This is a genomic window from Bradyrhizobium sp. 137, assembly GCF_023074095.1.
Taxonomy (GTDB): Bacteria; Pseudomonadota; Alphaproteobacteria; order Rhizobiales; family Xanthobacteraceae; genus Bradyrhizobium.
The window spans coordinates 1-20,068 of the sequence record NZ_JADPKU010000053.1 but is presented as its reverse complement, the minus strand read 5'-3'; the positions used below and the strand labels follow the sequence as shown (position 1 = coordinate 20,068).

The 20,068-nt window shown below is 63.8% G+C and carries 19 protein-coding genes; 4 read left to right on the top strand and 15 right to left on the bottom strand.

The genetic code is table 11. The annotated features are described in order from the left end of the window. Positions 1 to 114: 114 nt before the first annotated feature. Entirely contained in the window at positions 115 to 729 is a 615-nt protein-coding gene (locus IVA78_RS14005) for a TetR/AcrR family transcriptional regulator (RefSeq protein WP_247465890.1), read from the top strand. A gap of 72 nt (positions 730 to 801) precedes the next feature. Continuing rightward, entirely contained in the window at positions 802 to 1,662 is an 861-nt protein-coding gene (locus tag IVA78_RS14000; protein WP_247416223.1) for an EamA family transporter, read from the top strand. A 173-nt stretch (positions 1,663 to 1,835) separates the two neighbouring features. Here IVA78_RS14000 and ftsH read toward each other — a convergent pair whose 3' ends face one another. From ftsH to tolQ, 10 genes are all read right to left on the bottom strand, one after another. Next, a complete protein-coding gene (gene ftsH, locus IVA78_RS13995) occupies positions 1,836 to 3,758 on the bottom strand; it encodes an ATP-dependent zinc metalloprotease FtsH (protein WP_035998585.1) in 1,923 nt (640 codons plus the stop codon). Between the two features lie 289 nt (positions 3,759 to 4,047). After that, positions 4,048 to 5,106 (bottom strand): tRNA lysidine(34) synthetase TilS, encoded by a 1,059-nt coding sequence (gene tilS / locus IVA78_RS13990; protein WP_247465888.1) that lies wholly within the window; start codon positions 5,104 to 5,106, stop codon positions 4,048 to 4,050. Between the two features lie 82 nt (positions 5,107 to 5,188). Further along, entirely contained in the window at positions 5,189 to 6,256 is a 1,068-nt protein-coding gene (ybgF, locus tag IVA78_RS13985) for a tol-pal system protein YbgF (RefSeq protein ID WP_247465887.1), read from the bottom strand. Positions 6,257 to 6,444: 188 nt separating this feature from the next. Next, on the bottom strand, positions 6,445 to 6,933 hold the full coding sequence (gene pal / locus IVA78_RS13980) for a peptidoglycan-associated lipoprotein Pal (protein WP_035704649.1): 489 nt from the start codon (positions 6,931 to 6,933) through the stop codon (positions 6,445 to 6,447). 268 nt (positions 6,934 to 7,201) lie between these two features. After that, a complete protein-coding gene (locus tag IVA78_RS13975) occupies positions 7,202 to 7,936 on the bottom strand; it encodes a hypothetical protein (protein ID WP_247466485.1) in 735 nt (244 codons plus the stop codon). Between the two features lie 153 nt (positions 7,937 to 8,089). Further along, the gene (locus IVA78_RS13970) at positions 8,090 to 10,420 is read right to left on the bottom strand and encodes an EAL domain-containing protein (protein WP_247465884.1); all 2,331 of its coding nucleotides are present in this window, start codon (positions 10,418 to 10,420) and stop codon (positions 8,090 to 8,092) included. A gap of 241 nt (positions 10,421 to 10,661) precedes the next feature. Continuing rightward, positions 10,662 to 12,029, bottom strand: a complete 1,368-nt coding sequence (gene tolB, locus IVA78_RS13965; RefSeq protein ID WP_247465881.1) for a Tol-Pal system beta propeller repeat protein TolB — start codon at positions 12,027 to 12,029, stop codon at positions 10,662 to 10,664. Between the two features lie 23 nt (positions 12,030 to 12,052). Further along, on the bottom strand, positions 12,053 to 13,012 hold the full coding sequence (locus IVA78_RS13960; RefSeq protein ID WP_247465879.1) for a protein TolA: 960 nt from the start codon (positions 13,010 to 13,012) through the stop codon (positions 12,053 to 12,055). Between the two features lie 3 nt (positions 13,013 to 13,015). Continuing rightward, positions 13,016 to 13,465, bottom strand: coding sequence for a protein TolR (gene tolR / locus IVA78_RS13955; protein WP_028173005.1), 450 nt, complete (start codon positions 13,463 to 13,465; stop codon positions 13,016 to 13,018). Positions 13,466 to 13,508: 43 nt separating this feature from the next. Then, positions 13,509 to 14,225 carry a protein TolQ gene (gene tolQ, locus IVA78_RS13950; protein ID WP_028180156.1) on the bottom strand — a complete coding sequence of 239 codons (717 nt, stop codon included), beginning with the start codon at positions 14,223 to 14,225 and terminating at the stop codon, positions 13,509 to 13,511. 434 nt (positions 14,226 to 14,659) lie between these two features. On the opposite strand from tolQ, the gene IVA78_RS13945 reads away from it, so the two are divergent. Both IVA78_RS13945 and IVA78_RS13940 read left to right on the top strand, forming a co-directional pair. Beyond that, complete coding sequence (locus IVA78_RS13945; protein WP_247465876.1) at positions 14,660 to 15,178, top strand: DUF2231 domain-containing protein; 519 nt, start codon at positions 14,660 to 14,662, stop codon at positions 15,176 to 15,178. Positions 15,179 to 15,529: 351 nt separating this feature from the next. Continuing rightward, positions 15,530 to 16,693 carry an acyl-CoA desaturase gene (locus IVA78_RS13940; RefSeq protein WP_247465873.1) on the top strand — a complete coding sequence of 388 codons (1,164 nt, stop codon included), beginning with the start codon at positions 15,530 to 15,532 and terminating at the stop codon, positions 16,691 to 16,693. Between the two features lie 120 nt (positions 16,694 to 16,813). Here IVA78_RS13940 and IVA78_RS13935 read toward each other — a convergent pair whose 3' ends face one another. The 5 genes from IVA78_RS13935 to IVA78_RS13915 form a co-directional block, all read right to left on the bottom strand. Further along, the gene (locus IVA78_RS13935; RefSeq protein WP_247280203.1) at positions 16,814 to 17,305 is read right to left on the bottom strand and encodes a DUF2852 domain-containing protein; all 492 of its coding nucleotides are present in this window, start codon (positions 17,303 to 17,305) and stop codon (positions 16,814 to 16,816) included. 107 nt (positions 17,306 to 17,412) lie between these two features. Beyond that, the gene (locus IVA78_RS13930; RefSeq protein WP_247465871.1) at positions 17,413 to 18,150 is read right to left on the bottom strand and encodes a TetR/AcrR family transcriptional regulator; all 738 of its coding nucleotides are present in this window, start codon (positions 18,148 to 18,150) and stop codon (positions 17,413 to 17,415) included. Between the two features lie 129 nt (positions 18,151 to 18,279). Next, positions 18,280 to 18,645: a hypothetical protein gene (locus tag IVA78_RS13925; RefSeq protein ID WP_247280205.1), complete on the bottom strand. Its 366-nt coding sequence runs from the start codon at positions 18,643 to 18,645 to the stop codon at positions 18,280 to 18,282. Positions 18,646 to 18,703: 58 nt separating this feature from the next. Continuing rightward, complete coding sequence (locus IVA78_RS13920) at positions 18,704 to 19,108, bottom strand: YciI family protein (protein ID WP_247465867.1); 405 nt, start codon at positions 19,106 to 19,108, stop codon at positions 18,704 to 18,706. A gap of 137 nt (positions 19,109 to 19,245) precedes the next feature. Then, the gene (locus IVA78_RS13915) at positions 19,246 to 19,665 is read right to left on the bottom strand and encodes a YciI family protein (protein ID WP_247465864.1); all 420 of its coding nucleotides are present in this window, start codon (positions 19,663 to 19,665) and stop codon (positions 19,246 to 19,248) included. Between the last annotated feature and the right edge of the window lie 403 nt (positions 19,666 to 20,068).

Here is a 20,068-nt window from a genome sequence, read left to right as displayed (position 1 = left end):
CAACGTAAGTTGCCCGGCTGTGTTCCCATAAGACCAGACGTCCTCGGATTTCCTGAGCTGGAGCCTGGCCGCCGCCACTTGTAATTTGAGGACTGATCGGTCTATATATCACGCATGAGCCGCCAGCCCCTAGCGCAATTGCCTCGCGGCCGCCCGCGAAGCTTCGACGTGGACGCCGCCGTCGAACGCGCGATGAACGCGTTCTGGTCGCGCGGCTATCACGCCACCGCGCTGCCGGACCTGCTTCGTGCCACAAAATTGTCGCGTGGCAGCCTTTACGCCGCGTTCGGTGACAAGCACTCGCTGTTCCTTCGCGCGCTCGATCGCTACATTGCCGATGCGGTGGCACGGATGGATGTCGAGCTCAGCCCTCGCAAGGGGCCGATCGACGGCCTGCGAACCTTTCTGGCCGGCTACGTCGAGCGCACCAGCGGTGCCAATGGCCGGCGCGGGTGCCTGCTGGTGGCCACGGCCATGGAGCTAGCCGGACACGATTCCGAAGTAAACCGCCGCGTCTCGGGCTTCTTTAGGGCGATGGAGGCCAGGGTGGCGAGCGCACTATCCCGCGCAAAGACAGCAGGCCAGTTGGCGGAGGATGTCGATCCCTCGAATGCCGCCAAGATTCTCGTCTGTTTCGTCGAGGGGCTGCGCGTCGTTGGCAAAACCGCGCCGGCACGGACCACGTCGCAAGCCATCGCTGACGCTCTTCTCGATCGCTTCATCAGGTAGACGACTCTTCAGGCACGCACCGCAATTGGTTCGCCTATATTTGAACCAATCGGTCTTGAAAGAAAACACGCCATGTCTGCCATCCAGATCGTCTGCGCGGTAGCCGTCCCCCTGCTCTGGGGCTATCAGTTCGTGGCGATCAAGGTCGGCGTCGCGGAGTTTCCGCCGCTCTTCTTCCTCGCGCTGCGCTTTCTGGCGATCGCGCTGGTGCTCGTTCCGTTCGTCAAAAGACCCATGCGCGAGCAGCTCCGTCCTATCGCGGGCATTTCGATTTTCCTTGGCGGTTTGAACTTCGGCCTCTTCTATGTCGGCCTTGGGCTCGGCTCGGGAAGTATGTCGGCCGTCGCCTATCAGCTCGCCACGCCTTTCACCGTGCTGTTGGCCTGGCCGCTGCTCAGCGAGCGGCCGTCTCTCACCACCTCCGCCGGAGTGCTGCTGGCCTTCGTCGGCGTGGTCGTGCTGGCGGCGGAGCCCGGCCTGTCCACCAATTGGCTTCCTCTGCTGCTCGTGGTCGGGGCAGCCTTGGCATTCGCGGTGTCTAACGTCCTGACGAAACGCTACGGCCCTTTTGATCCCCTGATGCTGATGGGATGGTCGTCGCTGTTCACGGTGCCGCAAGTGATGTTGATGTCGCTGCTGCTCGAATATGGACAGATGGCGAGCCTCGCCACGGCGGATGGACGTGGTTGGCTGGCCCTCGCCTACACGATCTTCATCGGAGGAATCGTCGGGTTCGGCCTTTGGTTCTGGCTGATCGGGCGTTGCTCCATGGGCCGCATCGCGCCCTTCGGCCTGCTGCTTCCGGTGTTCGCCTTGATGTCGAGCGTGTTGATCCTTGGCGAGCGCATGACGCCAAAATTGATCGTCGGTGGGCTGCTCGCGATCTCCGGCGTGGCGATGACGCAGCTCAGGCGGAGCGTACGCCGCGCTTGAGCCCGGACGCCGCGTGCGGCATCGACACCTGAGTACCAGCGGGCGTCGGCTCCTCTATGCCGGTCCCAACTCGCAATGACGGGCAAGAATGTCCGCTCCCGAACGCGCGCTCGACCAACAAAAAAAACGCGGCGTTGCCGCCGCGTTTTTCGAGTCGATCTGCCGTTCGCAGCTTACGCCTGCGGCTGCGGCTCCAGGCCGGGATCCGGATCGGGGCGCGGGCGCGGCTTGCCGGCCGGAGGCACCGCGGAGGCGCGCGGCGTGGTCGGCTCGAGCACGGATTCGCGGTTCGGCTTCTTGCCCTTGAGCAGGTCGACGATCTCATCGCCGGTCAGCGTCTCGAACTCGAGCAGGCCCTTGGCAAGCGTCTCGAGGTCGGCGCGCTTCTCGGTGAGGATCCGGGTTGCTTCCTTGTAGCCTTCCTCGACCAGGCGCTTGATCTCGGAATCGATCTTCTGGACCGTCGCCTCGGAGGCGTTCTGCGTGCGCGACACCGACATGCCGAGGAACACCTCGTCCTGGTTCTCGCCGTAGGAGACGGTGCCGAGCTCTTCCGACAGGCCCCAGCGCGTCACCATCATGCGGGCAAGGCGCGTCGCCTGCTCGATGTCGGAGGCCGCACCCGAGGTCACCTTCTCGCGGCCGAAGATCAGCTCTTCGGCGACGCGGCCGCCCATCATGATGGCGAGGCGCGAGGTCATCTGCTCCAGCGACATGGACAGCTTGTCGCGTTCCGGCAGCTGCATGACCATGCCGAGCGCACGGCCGCGCGGTATGATGGTCGCCTTATGGATCGGATCGGTCGCGGGCACGTTGAGGCCGACGATGGCGTGGCCGCCCTCGTGATAGGCCGTGAGCAGCTTCTCTTCCTCGGTCATGACGAGCGACTTGCGCTCGGCGCCCATCATCACCTTGTCCTTGGCCTCCTCGAACTCGGCCTGCGTCACCATCCGCTTGTTGCGGCGGGCGGCGGTCAAGGCGGCTTCGTTGACGAGGTTCATCAGGTCGGCGCCGGAGAAGCCGGGCGTGCCGCGCGCGATGGTCTTGAGGTTGATGTCCGGCGCCAGCGGAACTTTACGAACATGCACCTTGAGGATCTGCTCGCGGCCGACGACGTCAGGATTGGGCACCACGACCTGGCGGTCGAAGCGGCCGGGACGCAGCAGCGCGGGATCGAGCACGTCGGGACGGTTGGTCGCGGCAATGAGGATCACGCCCTCGTTGGCCTCGAAGCCGTCCATCTCGACCAGCAGCTGGTTCAGCGTCTGCTCGCGCTCGTCATTGCCGCCGCCGAGACCGGCGCCACGGTGACGACCGACGGCGTCGATTTCGTCGATGAAGATGATGCAGGGCGCGTTCTTCTTGGCCTGCTCGAACATGTCGCGCACGCGGGAAGCACCGACGCCGACGAACATCTCGACGAAGTCGGAACCGGAAATGGTGAAGAACGGCACGTTGGCTTCACCCGCGACCGCACGCGCGATCAGGGTCTTGCCGGTGCCGGGCGGGCCGACCAGCAGCACGCCGCGCGGGATGCGGCCGCCGAGGCGCTGGAATTTGCCGGGGTCGCGCAGGAACTCGACGATCTCCTGGAGGTCCTGCTTGGCCTCGTCGACGCCGGCGACGTCCTCGAAGGTGACGCGGCCATGCGCTTCGGTCAGCATCTTCGCACGCGACTTGCCAAAACCCATCGCCTTGCCGGCACCACCCTGCATCTGCCGCGACAGGAAGATCCAGACGCCGATCAGCGCGATGAAGGGCAGCCAGGAGACCAGCAGCGAGACGAACCACGGCACGTTGTCGCCGGGCGGCTTCGCCGTGATCTGCACCTTGCTGTCATAGAGGCGCTTCACCAGCGTCGGGTCGTTCGGCGCATAGGTCTGGAAGCTGGAGCCGTTGGTGAAGGTGCCGTGGATGTCGGGACCCTGGATCACGACGTCGCGCACATTGCCGCGGTCAACCTCGCTCAGCAGCTGGGAGAAGGCGATGTCCTGCGAGGAAGCGCGCTGACCCGGATTCTGGAAGAGCGTGAACAACGCCAACAGCAGCAAGACAATGATGACCCAGAGGGCGAAATTGCGCAGATTGGCGTTCATCGATCTTCCTTCGTGGTCGCGCGGATCGCGGCCGTGATCCTTGGGCAGTTACTTTGGTCAATGCGAGGAAATCCCAAGGAATCCTCTCGGTTAGACGCATACAATTTAGGTGCCGCCCCGGTCGCTGCCAAGGGAACGAGATGGGACTATTTATCCCATCTTAGCGCGATTCCCGCTGAAATAATGGCGCCCGAGCCGGGGTTTTTCCCGCCTGGTTAAGGTCGCCTGAGGCGCAGAGCCGAACCGGCCGGTGTCATGATCCCGACCTCATGCAGCCTTCATACACAGTTCAAGCGCCCTTGCGCCGCCGCGGCGGCGCCGGCGCGATGCGGATACGCCCGCCGGCGAGGCTGATCAAGGCTCCCGCGAGCGTTTGCTTCAGAACCGGCCGGCCATTTGCGGCGGCACGGGGACCTGCGGCGATGGCCCGATCGAACACGGCCATCAGGCTTTCGACCTTGCCGAGTTCCGCCGGCCCCTCGTGCCCGAGCGCGTCGATGGCCCGCAGCAGGAGCCGCAGCCGGACCTCCTCCGGCAGGGCGGCAAATGCCGAGGCCTCGAAGCTCCGAACGCCCGCCTGCGGCGCAACGTCGCGATCCCTCAAGCGGAGGAAGCGTTCGGCGCCGTCGGCGAGCACCTCGAGCGCTGCATTGGCGCGCGCCAGCCTTGACGCGAGCCGCACCAGCGTGCGGGCATCGCCGCCCTCGGCCGCGAGCTGTGGCAGCAGCGTGCGCAGCCGCGGCCGGGTGAAGGCGGTGTCGCGATTCGAGGGATCATCGGCAAAGCCGACCTTCGCCCGCTTCAAGGTCGCGATCAGCTGCGCCTTCGGAACGTCGAGCAGCGGACGCGCCAGCATGATGCCATCGCGCTCGCTGACACCAGCCATCGCCGAGAGCCCGGCAAGTCCGCTGCCGCGGAGCATTCGCATCAACAGGGTCTCGGCCTGATCGTCGCGGGTGTGGGCGGTCAACACATGACTTGCGCCAACGGCGCGCGCGGCCTGTGCGAGCAGACGGTAGCGGGCCTCGCGCGCCGCGGCGGGCAGTCCCGTCTTCGGCTTTGCACCGCGCCAGCGCAAAGTCCGGTGCGGCAATCCGAGTTCGGCGGCGAGACGCTTGACCTCGCGCGCCTCGCGGGCCGCTTCCGGGCGCAGGCCGTGATCGACGGTGACGACGGTGAGTTGCGGGCCGCGCGCAAGACTGCGGCGCCAGCGGGCCGCGAGCCACATCAGCGCGACCGAATCGGGCCCGCCCGAGACCGCGAGCACCAGCGCCGGCGAAGTTTTGAGGCCGGCGAACAGTCGCCTCGCCTCACGTGCCGAGATCGGAGAATTGTCGTCGTCTGACATGACGCGGCCCAGCAATCGTCAGCGGATGATTGCGATGTTTAGCGCAGCACCATCCGCATTGTCAGGACTCAAACGCCAGGCGTCAGCACTTCACCCGCTTCTGCTCACGATCGACCGCGGCTTTGACACCGGCCGAGGCGCGCGGATATTTGCGGCCGACCTCGCCGAAGGCGGCGCAGGCGGCCTCCTTCTCCTTCAGCGCGGCGAGCGACTGGCCGAGCCGCAGCAGGGCATCCGGCGCCTTAGCCGATTTTTCGTATTTGGTTGTGACGGCGAGGAAGGCTTCCGCGGAATCGCGATATTGCTGGCGCTGGAAGTAGCTCTCGCCGAGCCAGTATTGCGCATCGCCGAGCAGCGGGTCGCTCGGATATTTCTGCGCAAAATTCTTCATGGTCTGCTCGGCGAGCGCATAGTCCTTGCGCTGCATGTAGCCGATGCCGAGGTCGAACTCGTCGCGCGGTGTTGCCGAGGGCGGCAGCGTCGTCAGGCCAGCGCCGCCTGATGGCGCGGGATAGCCGGATTGGGCCGGCGGATAGCCGGGCTGGGCGGCCGGGGGAGCGGCCTGCTGCTGATAACGGGGGCTGGTGTTGGCAAGATCGAGCGGCTCGCCGGCACCGCGTCCGCCCGGTGCTCCTGCCGGCATAGGCTGCTGCCCACCGCCGAGCGCACGTGGCGCACCGGGCGCGTTCGGGCTCTGGTTTGGATCGAAGGCATCGCCGCGGCGGCGCGTGCCCGGTGCGCCAGGCGCCGGCTGCTCCTGAACGATCGGCGCGGGAGCAGCGATCTGCGGCAGCTCGTAATTCGGCTGCACGGCCGGTTGTTGCGGCTGCTGCTGGCGATAGCCCGGCGCGACTTGGCTGGGTGCGATCTGGGCAGGCGGCATCGCCGCGACGCTGGGCGCCTGTCCGGGCGGGGCTTGCGCGCCGCTTTCGAGCGCCCGCAGCCGCTCCTCGAGCTGGCGGTTGCGATATTGCAGCTGCTCGTTCTGGCCGGTGAGCTGGCGCAGCTGGTTCTCCAGCCGCTCGATCCGCATCTCGGGGTCGGCATCATCCGACTGCGCGAAGACCGACTGCGCAAGTGCGGGCGAGCACAAAGAGAGCAGCGCGGCAATCGCCGCGGTGCCGGTAAAGACCTTAAATCTGGATGACATCTTGCCCTGACGACAAAAGCGAAATGGCCTGCAACGGAACATTCGACGCGCCACACATTGAAGTGGAGTACGCCAAAAATGTGACTGGTACCAAGGGGTTTCCGTCACAGAATGCTGAAACGAAACCGGCGCCCGAGAGGGCGCCGGCATAATCGAGTTCTGAAGCTGAACGGCACCTGACTGAAGCGTCAGGAGCTCGCGTTCAAGACGGTGACGGCGCGCCGGTTCTGCGACCAGCAGGAGATGTCGTTACAGACGGCCACCGGCCGCTCCTTGCCGTAGGAGATCGTGCGCATGCGGTTCGGATCGATGCCGCGCGAGGCGAGGAACGAACGTACCGACTGGGCTCTGCGGGCGCCGAGCGCGATGTTGTATTCGCGGGTGCCGCGCTCGTCGGCATGACCTTCGATGGTGAAGCTGTAGCGCGGATAGGTCTGCAGCCACTGCGCCTGCTTCTCCAGGGTCACGATCGCCTGCGGGGTCAGATCGGTCTGGTCGCTTTCGAAGAACACGCGGTCACCCACGTTGACGACGAAGTCCTGCTGGCTGCCCGGCGTCGCCGCGTTGGCCATCGCATCCGTCGCAGCATTCTTGTTGGCGCAGGCGCCCATCGACAGCGCGACGGCAAGCACCGCGACCAGCTTCAATCCCTGGAGGATACGCATAGGATGTTTCATTCCGGAGCCTCCACGCTCGCGTTAGTCCACTGCTGTCCGGTCTACAGGGGGTTGGTTAAGCGAACGTTCCGTCAACCTTGACGGAACCTTGCCTCAGCCGATCAAATGCCCCCAACCAGCGAAAAGCACCCGTCATGGTTAATGGGTTGTAAATGTGGCGCAAGGGTGAAGGCAAGCGGTGTTCATGACCAGAACGCGCGCTTGCACCAGGATAGAACCCCGCTGCCAGCGGCTGAAACCACATGAAACCACAAACGAGGCGGAGGGATCAGGCCTGGGCGGCCACAGCGCCGGCAACAAGAACCGGCCTGGATGCCGCGATCCGGTGGGTGCCACGTTCAAATAGCATCCGCCGCTCAAACGCGCTCGAGCGCATGATTGGGAAACGCGTCAGGATCTTTTCCCGGACCTTGGGATAATTCGAGGCCATCAGGACGGCTTTCTTCGTCGGCCAGCCCGGAAATGAACGCGGCTCAGTGAGAGTCTCGGACAGGAACACGCGGCGGTAGAACGCCTGATGATCGGTCCGCACCATCGAAAGTCCGACGTCGGCATTGAAATGCTCGCAAGCTACGAAAGGCAGCCGCACCGTCAGATAGGGCAGTTCAGGGAACCGCTGCTGCATTTCGGGATCGGCAACAAATCGACACGGATCGACAAAAACCTCGCCCCCGTCCAGGCGAGGATGCAGGACGTCGCCGAACACCTCCGTGGTGTAGGACATCCGCCATTCGGAGGTCAGAACGTGGATGCGCACGGCAGCGCAAAGCTCGTCTGCGACGTAGACGCCGAAATTCCAAACGTTGGGCGCGCTATCAAAACGGTCAGTTACGCGCTGGGACTCGGACGGTGGAATCAGTCCTGCTTGCAGATAGGCGCGGTAGCGCATCCGATACAGGGTTTCATTGTCCTCCGGCGTTTCGAGGAGGCGATAGTCGATGCGATCGAACAGCGCGGCTCCGCGCGGAAGGAGCGCCGTCTGCGGTTCGGCCCCGGACTTCATCTGCAATCTCTACGCTCCGAACAACCTCTGCGAGTAAGTAGAGATTAATGGTTCATTAACGGAATTGCAAAGACTTGAATCGGATACGGTTAACCCCGTACGACTACGGTGATGCTGAACGAGCGGAAACGAAGGGATCTTGAGAACTGGAAGTCAGGCGATCGATCGCGATACGGCGACCACCTGATCCTTGCCGCCGCGAATGCCGTGCGAGGCATTGAGCAATTGGCGCACCCGCACCGCCGGTACCGGCCGGCTGAACAGATAACCCTGTCCCTCGGTCACCGTACCGTCGGCACTGATCAGCTCGAGCTGCTCGTTGGTCTCGATTCCCTCGACCACGACGGACATGCCGAGGTCCGCCGACAGTCTTGCCACGCCGCGCAAAAGCGTCAGCGGCCGGTCGGCGTCGATGCCCTCCAGGAAGGAGCGGTCGATCTTCACCTTCTGCATCGGGAAATTGTGCAGATAGCTGAGGCTGGAGTAGCCGGTACCGAAATCGTCGAGCGAGATGCGCACGCCGAGCGCATGCAGTTGCGACAGGATGTCGTGCGTGAGCTGGGTGTTGCGCAGCAGCGAGGACTCGGTGATCTCGATCTCCAGCCGATGCGCCGGCAGGCCCGACACTTCGAGCGCGTAGCGGATTTCGCTCAGCACGTCCCGCTGGTGGAATTGCTGCGGCGAGAAGTTGACGGCGACGCTGACGCCCTCCGGCCACTTCGCGCATTCCATGCAGGCGCGGCGCAGGATCCAGCGGCCGAGATCGACGATCAGGCCCATGTCTTCGGCAACCGGGATGATGTCGACCGGCGAGACCGTGCCGCGCACCGGATGATTCCAGCGCAGCAGCGCCTCGCAGGTGGTGATCTTGCCGGATTTCAGATTGACCAGCGGCTGATAGAACAGCTCGAACTCCTCGTGAGCGAGCGCCTTGCGCAGGTCGAGCTCGAGGATGCGGCGGGCCTCGACGGTCGCCGCCATCTCGTCGCGGAAGAAGCAGAAGGTGCCGCGGCCGTCGGCCTTGGCGCGGTACAGCGCCATGTCGGCGTTCTTGAGCAGCGTATCGGCGCTGGTGCCATCCGGCGAGGTCAGTGCGATGCCGACGCTGGCGCCGATCTCGACCAGATGGTTGTCGATGCGATAGCGCTCGCTCAGCCGCTCGACGATACGGCGGGCCAGCGCAGCTGCGTCCTCGGGCGAGGAGAGGTTCTGCTGGAACACGACGAACTCGTCGCCGCCGAAACGGGCGACGAAATCCTCGGGGCGCAGCATCTCGCGCAGACGGTTGGCCACCGCGCACAGGAGCTGGTCACCGCAGGGATGGCCCAGCGTATCGTTGACTTGCTTGAACTGGTCAAGATCAACGAACAGCAGAGCGGATAGACGCGCTGAATTCCGCGCGACGGCGAGCAACCGCTCGATCTCGTCGCGAAAATTGACACGGTTCGGCAGCGCTGTGAGGTCATCGTAGCGGGCCAGATGGCTGATCCTGGCCTCGGCGTTGCGCCGCTCGGTGATGTCCTCGAGCAGCACCACCGCACCGCCATCAGCCATTGGTTGGACGGTCCATGACAGCGAACGGTTCCTTCGCGGATCGGGGTCGGTGGTGATGATTTCGTTCGCCCGCGCGGTTTCGATGTCGGCAATAATCAGGTCGCCGCTCGCGGCCGATATCGATCCCGCTTCGACGCATGCGGCGACGACGCCGCGCACGCTCGTGCCGTTCTGGGCGAGATTGTCGGGCAGGTCCATCATCGCGCCAAAGCGGTGGTTCATCACCGCGAGTTGGCCGTCGATGCGAAACATGCAGAGCCCGTGCGGCATGTTGTTGAGGGCCGTGTCGAACTGGCCGGCGAGCGCAGCCTCGCGCTCGCGTGCGATAACCGCGCGCAGGAATATCTTGTGCAGATTGCCGGAGAGCCGCATGACCGAGAGCAGGAACGCGGCGCACACGACGGACATTGCCACGTAATAGGGCGTGCCGCGCAGCGCCAGCGCGACCACAGCCGGGCCGAATATCAAGGTGGCTTGCAGACGGAATATCGACTGCCGTCCGTAAGCTCTCCCCGCTCCTCCGGCCACGATTCCGGTGGTGACCGAGAGGGCAATCATGTGAGCGATGGCGTCGTCATTGCTCAGCAGCGTCGTGGAGCACCATAGACCAATCACGACGGCCTGGATGAGCGCTCCGACTTGGTAGCGCATTTGCAGATTTGCCGCTTGTTCCGCGCTCAGGACCGATTTTCGGGCCTGGTACCGGCTCAAATCGAAGGCCCGTATAGCTCCTGCGAGAATGAGAAGAGGAACAAATCCCCAAATCAGCGTCTGTCCCGTCTTCAGCGCCGTCAAGGATGCCGCGAACGCCGAGAAGATGATGCCGGTAAGCACCGTGCCAGGAGCCTCGAACAGCGAATCGGTCAGCGCCGCCGAAATCGTCGGCGAGGCCTGCTCCTCAGGTTCTCCGCTCTGGCTTGCGAACTGCATCTGTATCTGTACGCGCGTCCTGTTTGGCGCGTAGTTTTACTCAACCCAGATGAAGCCTTTCTGAGGGAACATCGTTAAAGTGGAGTTGTTTTTCGGCAATGGCGAACCTATTTCTGCTGATATTTCAAGCTGCTAGGCAAGCCTTGCCGAGCGCAAGGTGAAGGAAAGCTTGCTTTCCTCCGCGAAGCCGAAAAATCTGCGCGCTTTTTCGACAACGTTGCGCGTCTGACCGCGTAACTCTTTATTGGCCCGCCGTCGAAGACAATAGCGGCGACCACGCCGGGTCTGAGGCGAAGCCCGGCGTCGGCACCTTCAGCTCGTTGCGCCCCGAAATGTCGACGCTGTACAGCGACGGTCCGCTGTTGCCGCCGGGGTCGCGAAAGAACATCAGCACGCGGCCGTTCGGCGAGAAGGTAGGGCCTTCGTTGTGGAAGCCCGAGGTGAGCAGCCGCTCGCCGGAGCCGTCCGGCTTCATGACGCCAATCGCGAACTGCCCGCCGCCTTGCCTGGTGAAGGCGATGTAATCGCCCTTCGGCGACCACACAGGTGTCGAATAGCTGGCGTTGGTGTCGTCCTTGGAGAAGGAGATGCGCTGCGCCTGTCCGCCGCCCGCCGCCATCACATAGATCTGCGACCTGCCGCCGCGATCGGACTCGAAGCAGATCCGGCTGCCATCTGGAGAATAAGAAGGAGAAGTGTCGATCGCCGGCGTGTCGGTGAGGCGCGTGGTCGAGCGCGAGCGCAGATCCATCACGAACAGGTTGGAATTGCCGCCCTGCTGCAGGCTCATGATGACGCGCTGGCCGTCCGGCGAGAAGCGCGGCGCAAAGGTCATGCCGGGGAAATTGCCGACGATCTCGCGCTGGCCGGTCTCGATGTTGAAGAGATAGACCTTCGGATCGCCCTGGCCGAACTCCATGTAGGTGATCTCTTGCGAGTTGGGCGAGAACCGCGGCGTCAGCACGAGGTCGGAGCCGCGGGTCAGGTAGCGGACATTGGCGCCGTCCTGATCCATCATCGCAAGTCGCTTGACGCGGCGCTCCTTCGGCCCGGTTTCGTCCACGAACACCACGCGGCTGTCGAAATAGCCCTTCTCGCCAGTCATCCGCTCGTAGATCTGATCGGAGATGATGTGGGCGATGCGGCGCCAATATTCCGGCGAGGTGAAATATTGCTGGCCGGCGAGCTGTTGGCCGGAGACGACGTCCCACAGGCGGAATTCGGCCTTGAGCCTTCCGTCGGGCTGCCGCGTCATGCGGCCGGTGACGAGGGCCTGCGCGTTGATGGTCTTCCAGTTCTGGAATTGCGGCGCGACGTCGATGTTGCTGATGCGCTCGATGAAGGCGGCCTGGTCGATTGGCGCGAACAGGCCCGAGCGCTTCAAATTGTTGGTGATGACCTGCGTGACGCCGTTGCCGACGTCGCCGTCCGACGGCGAGCCCGGCACGAAGTTGGTGACCGCGATCGGGATCGGCTGGAACGCCGTGGGATCGATGCGAAGGCGGGGCTCCTGGCCCTGCGCGAAGGCCCGGCCGCCCCCGAGCATCGCGAGCGTCGATCCGGTCAGGGTCATGAAGCGGCGGCGGTTCATCGATCGGACGTCATTCATTGCAAAATTCTTTTGTTCGGATGTCACAACATATCTTTCAGGCCGAAAGTCATGGGAATGAGCTTCCAGCTCTCGTACTGCTGCTTCGGCATGAACGAGTAGACCTGACACTGCACGATGGCGCGCTTGGCGCTCTCCGCCACCGCCTGGGCGATCGACCGCGACGGTCCCCTCACCGCGACGACGATCGGCTCGGAGGCGAGCGATCCATCGATCTTCATGGGAATGTCGATGTCGGCCTCATACTGCTCGGCATCCTGCCCGTTATAGGTCGGCGTGAAGCAGCGCTTGACTGCGCCTTGGAATGCACCACGCCAGGTCGCGACGTTGTTGGCGGCCGTCCCCGTCGCCGCTCCTAGCGAGGCCGACGCGTTCAACGTCGAGCCGGCGAGCTCGTGCCGGGTGGCAGCGCGCTTGTCGAGGTCGCGCTGGATCTGGGCGGGATCGAAGGTGCGCTCCTTGGGCTTCGGCTGCTGCAGGGGCTGCACCGCCGCGACCTTTTGCTCAACCGGCTTTGGCGGCGGCTTCTTGGTCTCCAGCTTCTTCTGGAGCTCGGCGATCGGATCTTCCTTGGCCGGATCAGGCTTCTTTTCCTGCGGCTTCGGCTCTTCCTTCGGCTTTGCCTCGGCAACGGGCTTCGGCGGCTCGGGCTTCTTTTCGACCGGCTTCTCGACGGGTTTTGGCGGCGGCTCGGGCGTCGAGTTGGTCTTGATCAGCTCTTTCTTCTCGGTGACCTTGCCGACAGCGTCTTCCTCGGGCTTGGGCTCCGCGATCTTCTCCACCTTCGGCTTCGGCTTGTCCTTGTCGCCGGTCTTCTGCCCTGCCATCATCTTCGCGAGCTGATCCGAGGAGATGATGTCGATCGGAAGCGACTCTTCCGGCGCCACATAGGCCTTGCTGCTAAAGGTGACGAGCCCCCATCCCAGCACGAGGACGTGGAGAGCAATCGACGCAACGAGTGTCTTGTCGACCTTCACCTTCACGGCCTACCCCTGATCCGCTTCCGTGACGAGCGCCAGCTTCTTGAAGCCCGCGCCGGACAACAGGCCCATCACCCTGGCAACCGTTCCGTAATCGGCCTTCTTGTCGGCGCGCAGATAGATGCGTTCCTCAAGCCCTCCGCGGGCGTCCGTGATCGCCTTGAGCTTCGGCACCAGCTCGTTGATCGCGATCTCGGCGTCGTTGATGAACACCTTGCCCTTGATGTCGACTGACATCTGGATCGGCTTCTGGTCGTTCTGCTCGAGGCTTTTCGCCTGGGTCTGCGGCAGATCGAGCGGCACGCCGACGGTGAGCAGTGGTGCCGACACCATGAAGATGATGAGCAGCACCAGCATGACGTCGACCATGGGAGTGACGTTGATCTCGGCCATGACCGGCTTGCGCCGGCTGCGGCGCCCGCCGCCTCCGGACGAACTCGCGACGTTCATGCCCATGGTCTGGTGCCCAATTTGCCCTTCACACTATACATGCCGTCGGTCAGCCCCGCTCGTCGATCTGACGCGACAGGATGGCGGAAAATTCATCCGCGAAGCCCTCGAGCCGCTGGGCCTGCCGGTTCACCTCGGAGGTGAACTTATTGTAGAAAATAGTGGCAGGAATGGCGGCGATAAGGCCGACGGCGGTCGCAAACAGCGCCTCCGCAATACCGGGAGCCACCACCGCCAGAGAGGTATTTTTCGACGCCGCGATCGACTGGAAGCTCGACATGATGCCCCAGACCGTGCCGAACAGGCCGACGAAGGGGCCGGCGGAGCCGACCGTCGCGAGCACCAAGAGCCGGCGTTCCAGCCGCTCGACCTCGCGCGCGATCGACACGTTCATCACCTTGTCGATGCGCATCTGGAGGCCCGCGACCGAGCGGGCATGGCTCTCGAAGGAACGCTTCCATTCGCGCATCGCCGCGACGAAACAGGCCGCCATGGAATGGGTCGGCTTGGCCGAGAGCGTGCGATAGAGCTCCTCGATCGATTCGCCGGACCAGAAGGCCTGCTCAAATCGGTCCATCGAGCGCCGCGTGCGCGCGTAAAGAAAGATCTTGTCGATGGCGATCGCCCAGACCCAGACCGAACAGGACAGAAGTCCCAGCATCACCGCCTTCACGATCCAGTGAGCCTGCCAGAACAGCGCAATCAGCGACACGTCGGCGGAGGCAGCAACCGGAAGGGCTGACTGAGCCACGTCGGCCGGATTCATAAGCAGTATCCTCTCAAGGCGATCGTTACCTGACGTCCTTCGGCCAGCAAATGGCTGCCGGTGTTCCCCAACAGCCGCGCTAGAACCGGCGCGGCTGGCAAGCCCGCTCAAAGCCTTGTCTTTTTGGGGTGCAGGGCTCGTCCAAAGGCTCTTCCAAAGCCGGTCGCCTGCATTCCCCGCCAAGATGTCAAAACTATGGGCTTCGACACGGCTTCGGGCGCGACTGTCCGCAATTACCAGAGCCCGGCGTTGGTTAATGCCGGGTTACCGCCAGCGAGTTTGGCTACGGGAAACGCAGGCAACGCAGGGGGATGGAGGCAGGCAGGGTCCGCGGCGTCGGGACACGGGAGTTCCGCCTCCTCCGTCCCGTGCCTGCAGGAACCAGCTCTCGCCCGGAAAAGTTGTCCCAGAAATTCATTTTTGCGAGGTTTTCCATGAGCATCAACCCCAAAACGACCGCCGCGGTCGGCGACCACCCTCTGCACCCCATGCTGATTCCATTCCCCGTCGCGTTCCTGGTCGGCGCGCCCATCGCCGATCTGGCGTTCATCGGAACCGGCGATACTTTCTGGGCGCGCGCCGCGATCTGGCTGATCGGAGCCGGCATCGTCATGGCGCTCGTTGCTGCTGCGGCCGGCTTTACGGACTTCTTGAGCGAGCCCCGGATCCGACGCCTGAATGATGCCTGGTACCACATGGTCGGCAATCTCGCGGCGGTCGTGCTGGCGCTGGTGAACTTCTATCTCCGCTACGCGCAAGGCACTGAAGCTGCGGTCAAGCCGTGGGGCGTGGTGCTGTCGCTCATCGTCGTCGGCATCCTCCTGTTCACGGGATGGAAGGGCTGGGAAATGGTGTATCGGCATCACGTCGCGGTGCTGGACGCGCCAGGCCAGACCAGTTCGGAGCCGGTCACGCCACATCGTGGCGGCGAGAGCCACCGGCGGGCCGCCTGACGCCGTGCCGATGCTGATGCTGATGCTCTGAAAGGCTTGTGACCTCCGCCGATCGCCACATTGGCGCCGATCATCATGCCGGTGGCATGGTCGAAATCCTCGGCGATTGGCCGCTGCGCCCGACCTGGCGTGCGCTCCGCGCCGTTTCCGTGAGACTACGTGCTTGCATAGCAGGCATTCAGGACCATATGTTCGTCGAGCTTCGGCCGACTGCTTTGGCCGAATGTACCGGCAAAGCATCTCGTTCGCGACCCCGCGGTGGCACGCCATCAGCGGGGTTTTTCACAGGCGGCCGACTTTGGCGCCGCCGGAGCGAAACGCATTCTCTTCCGTCAAGGTCACTCTGAAAACATGTCGCCCAACACCGCCGCCGACGACCAGCATGACGACATCATGTATCCCTCCGCCCTGCCGTTTCTGCTGGTCCATCTCGGCTGCGTTGCAGCGATCTGGTCAGGCGTCGATTGGCAGGCCCTCGTGATCTGCGTCTTACTGTATTGCGTGCGGATGTTTGCGATCGGAGCCGGCTACCACCGCTACTTCTCACATCGGGCGTTTGCGACCGGCCGAGTGTTTCAGTTCATCCTGGCCTGCCTCGCGCAGAGCAGCGCGCAGAAGAGCGTGTTGTGGTGGGCGGCCAAGCATCGGCACCATCACCTGCATTCCGATACCGAAACCGACGTGCACTCGCCGCGTCACCGCGGCTTCCTCTACAGCCATCTCGGCTGGATTTTTTCCCGGCAGCACGACGCCACCGACCTCGTGAAGATCGCCGATTTCGCCGCTTATCCGGAGCTGATGTGGCTGCATCGGCTCGAGCTGCTGCCGGCCTTTGTGCTTGCAGCGCTCTGCTTCCTGGTGGCGGGCTGGTCAGGTCTGGTCGTCGGCTTCCTCTGGAGCACGGTGCTGGTCTATCACGCGACCTTCTGCATCAATTCCCTCGCCCATGTGCATGGACGCAAGCGGTACGTGACGGGTGATGATTCCCGCAACAATTGGCTGCTGGCGTTGTTCACCCTGGGCGAGGGCTGGCACAACAATCACCACGCCTACCAGAGCAGCGTGCGACAAGGCTTTCGCTGGTGGGAGATCGACGTGACCTATTACGTCCTGAAGGTCTTGTCGTGGGTCGGCGTCGTCTGGAACATGAAGGCGCCGCCCGAACGGGTGCTGCGCAACGAGCAACCGCTCGGCGCGCGGGTCATCAATCGGGCGGCCCGCGAACTTGCCGGACGGTTCGATGCGCAGACCTTGGCGCATGCGATTTCGTCGGCGCGGCGCCGGGCCGACCTCGCCCAGCTGCAACTGCCGACGCTGCACGACATCCTCAACCGCGCGCACGAAGGCGTCGATGCGCTGACGCATCTGCATCTGCCGAAGATCCCGAGCCGGGACGAGTTTCTCGCCGAGGCCAAGGCGATGTTCGCGCGAACACGATCGCTCAACGACATCGTGGACCACGCCTACGAACACTTCCTGGCGTCGGTCCGCGCGCAGCTCGCGACCACGACCTGAACGTTGCGGCTGACCGCCGCGCTTCCCCGAAAACCAAACCGCCCGCCTGCAGGTTGCGCAGGCGGGCGGCTCGGGGCCATCAGGACTTTGGGGGCATGCGCCTGAAGGCTTTGAGAGGTGTCAACCCTGCTGCTGGTCTGTCGGCGGCGGGGTCGGACGCGTCTTGTGCTGCGCCATGAACTGGTCGAACTCTTCCTTGTCCTTGGCGTGACGCAGCCGGGTCAGGAAATCCTTGAACTCGCGCTGCTCTTCCTCGAGCCGCTGCAGCGTCTCGGCGCGATATTCGTCGAAGGCGCGGTTGCCGGATGACGGCGGGCCGAAGCCAAAGCCGAAGCCACGGCGCTCCATGCGATCGCGCATGCGGTCCATCCTGTACTGCATCTTCTCCATCTTGTTCTGCCAGCGATCCTGGTGGCTCCAGCACGACATTCTTCTGCTCCCGAGTGTGAAAAAGAGAAGGGCAAGTCCGATCGGCCACCAGATGATGAAGCCGAGGATGGTCACGGCGATCCAGCCGGGATGCCAGGGCGTCTCGAGCATGTGAGGACGCTGGTACTGTTGGTATTGGTCCGAGGGGCCGCGCCATCGATTGACATCAGCGGTGTAGGCCATTTCCATCTCCATGACGGCATCAGCGCCGTTGTGAATGTAAATAACATTTACATAGCTAGACCATCCCGCGATTTTGTCAAGCCAGCCGCCGAATTATTTGCGCAATTTTATTTCGGCTTGCCCCAGGGGCCGCCGGGCGGCACGCCTGAACCGGAGGCCTCCGGTGGGACCGGCGGCGGCTCGGCGCCCTTCTTCTGCGAGCGGCGATCGGTTGGGAAGCCGAGACCGCGCAGATAGATCAGCACCTCGGCTTCGAGCAGTTCATCCGGCGACATCGGCAGTTTTCGTCGCGCGGCATCGCCGCGGGAAAACAAGGAGGCCACGCCATGCGCCATCGACCAGATGTGCAGCGCCATCATCATCGCCGGCGGCCGCGGCGTGCCCGGAGGCGCCAATGCCGCGAGCCGCTCCGCGGCGGCGCGAATGATGTTGAAGGCGCGCTCGCTGGCGGCCTGTAGCGCCGGATTGGCATCGACCGGCAGGCCGGACTCGAACATCGCGTTATAGAAAGCGGGCTCCTCGCGGGCGAAAGCGAGATAGGCCTTGCCGACGCGCTCGAACGCGGTGACCGTGTCGGGACGCCCATCGTCCCAGGCCGACGTCAGGCGCGCCTCGAACTGCTCGAAGCCGCGCTGGGCAATCGAGGACAACAGCTCGTCGCGGTCACGAAAATGCCGATAGGGCGCCGCCGCGCTGACCCCGGCCATGCGCGCGGCATCGGCAAAGGTGAAGCCGGCCGCACCCTTCTCGGCAATCAGCCCGAGCGCGGCCTGCAACAGGGCTTCCTTCAGATTGCCGTGGTGATAGCCGCGCTCGGCGCGGCGTTGCTCCTTGCGCCAGCTCATGTGAACGACTTTTACATGAGCCGGGCGTGAAGGTCACTAGCGGCGATGAGGCGTCATTGACCCGTATTTCCACGTCAGGCCGGGGCCGATGCGTCAGTATCGGGCCCCGGAAGGAAGTTCGGCCGAAAGCTACATCTGCGGAATGGGCAGCACGGGCATGACTTCGATCGCCTCGCCCGGGAAGATCGCAAAATGTGGATGGTTCTCGAACAGCCTGGCAGCTTCCTCTTGCGAGGCAGCCCGCACGACCGTGAAGCCGGTCAGGGCATTGCTGACCTCGGTGATGCCGCTCGCGTCGATCCTGCGGGTCTTGCCGAGCGGGCCGCCCATCTCGACGATGACGGCTTGGTGCTTCTCGACCCAGCCGTGCCAGGCGGCCATGCCCTCCTGCTCCCTTGCTTTCCGTTCGGCCTCGGGCAGCGCGCGCCAGGCCGCCATTTTCGTACCCGTCATGCTGCCGAGATAGACAGCGAGAAATTTCTGTTCGGTGCTCATCGGTTCTCTCCTTGTTGATCGATTGACGCTAGCCGCGATTCATCGCGACCCGCTGTGGCTACTTCTTCAGGTCGTCGAATCCGGCGGCGGCGTGCTGCACGTCGGGGGGAAAGTCGCTCATCTCCTGCACCTGCCGGATCTCGATGATTTCGTTCGGCGAGGCCGGACACTTCTTGGCCCATGCGATCGCTTCCTCGCGCGAGGCGACCTCGATCATCCAGTAACCACCCAGGACCTCCTTGGCCTCAGTGAAAGGCCCGTCGGTCACGATAGGCACGCCGGTCGCAAACGAGACCCGTGCGCCCACCGAGGGCGGATGCAGGCCGTCGAGCGTGATCAGCACGCCGGCATCCTTCAGTGCCTCGTTGTAGCGCATCATCGCGGCAACGCGTTCTGGATCGAGCTGCACGTCCGGCGGTGCGCTCTCGTAACCGAGCGGGATCATGAGCATCATAAATCGCATGGGAGTTCCTCGTTATTCGCTGTCACTTCCGGTGCGCGACGAAGTCACGAGCCCCGGAATCCATTCATCCACTATTGCTGCCGCCCGATGGATCCGGCTGGCGCTATGCGCGCCCCCGGAATGACGGCGGCGGAGAGCTATTTCTTCGCCGCATGGGCGCGCGTGCGCTCTTCCTGCTCGCGCAGTTCGGGGGTGAAGGCTTCGCCAAAATCGTCGGCCGAAAACACTTGGCGGATCTCGATCTCGGAGCCGGAGTCGAACGGCGCACGCTTCACCCAGGCGATAGCCTCGTCGAGCGATGCAGTCTTGATCAGCCAGAAGCCGGCGATCAGATCGGGGGAGAGATCGAACGGACCGCGGGTGACGCTTGCCTCCGACCGCGCTGAATATCTGACCCGGGCGCCCTTCACCGTCGGATGCAGGCCCTCGCCGGCCTCGATCACGCCGGCCTTGGCCATCTCCTCGTTGAACCTGCCCATGGCCGCCAGCATCTCCGTGGTCGGCATCTTGCCGGCCTCGGTATCCTGGTTTGCCTTGACGATCACCATGAAACGCATCGACGTGCTCCGTGATATCCTTAGAAGAGGGCCGGTCCGGCCCCTGCTCCCAAGTAAGACGAATGCGATCTCCTCGAGCCGACACCGTACTGGAGATAATTTGGTCGCTCTGGAAGCCAGTCGCCGCGGCTTCGGCGAAAACGGCTGTCGATGCGGCCGAGCCCCAGTTTCCGACGTGAAGAACTCGACCTTGCGAAGCCTCGATCCGCCACGCGGGGAAACTTGACAAGACCTGATGCCGGTGAACCGAGGCCAGGCGCGGCATCGGCGGCACCAAGTGATCCCCCGTCACCCCCCGGCAACCCTTTCAATTACCCACATTTAGCCGAGAGGGCTGAGGGAGCGCACCAACTATTGCATCGCGGGAATCGACCGTGATTCCTTGTCTGGCACCGATTCGCAG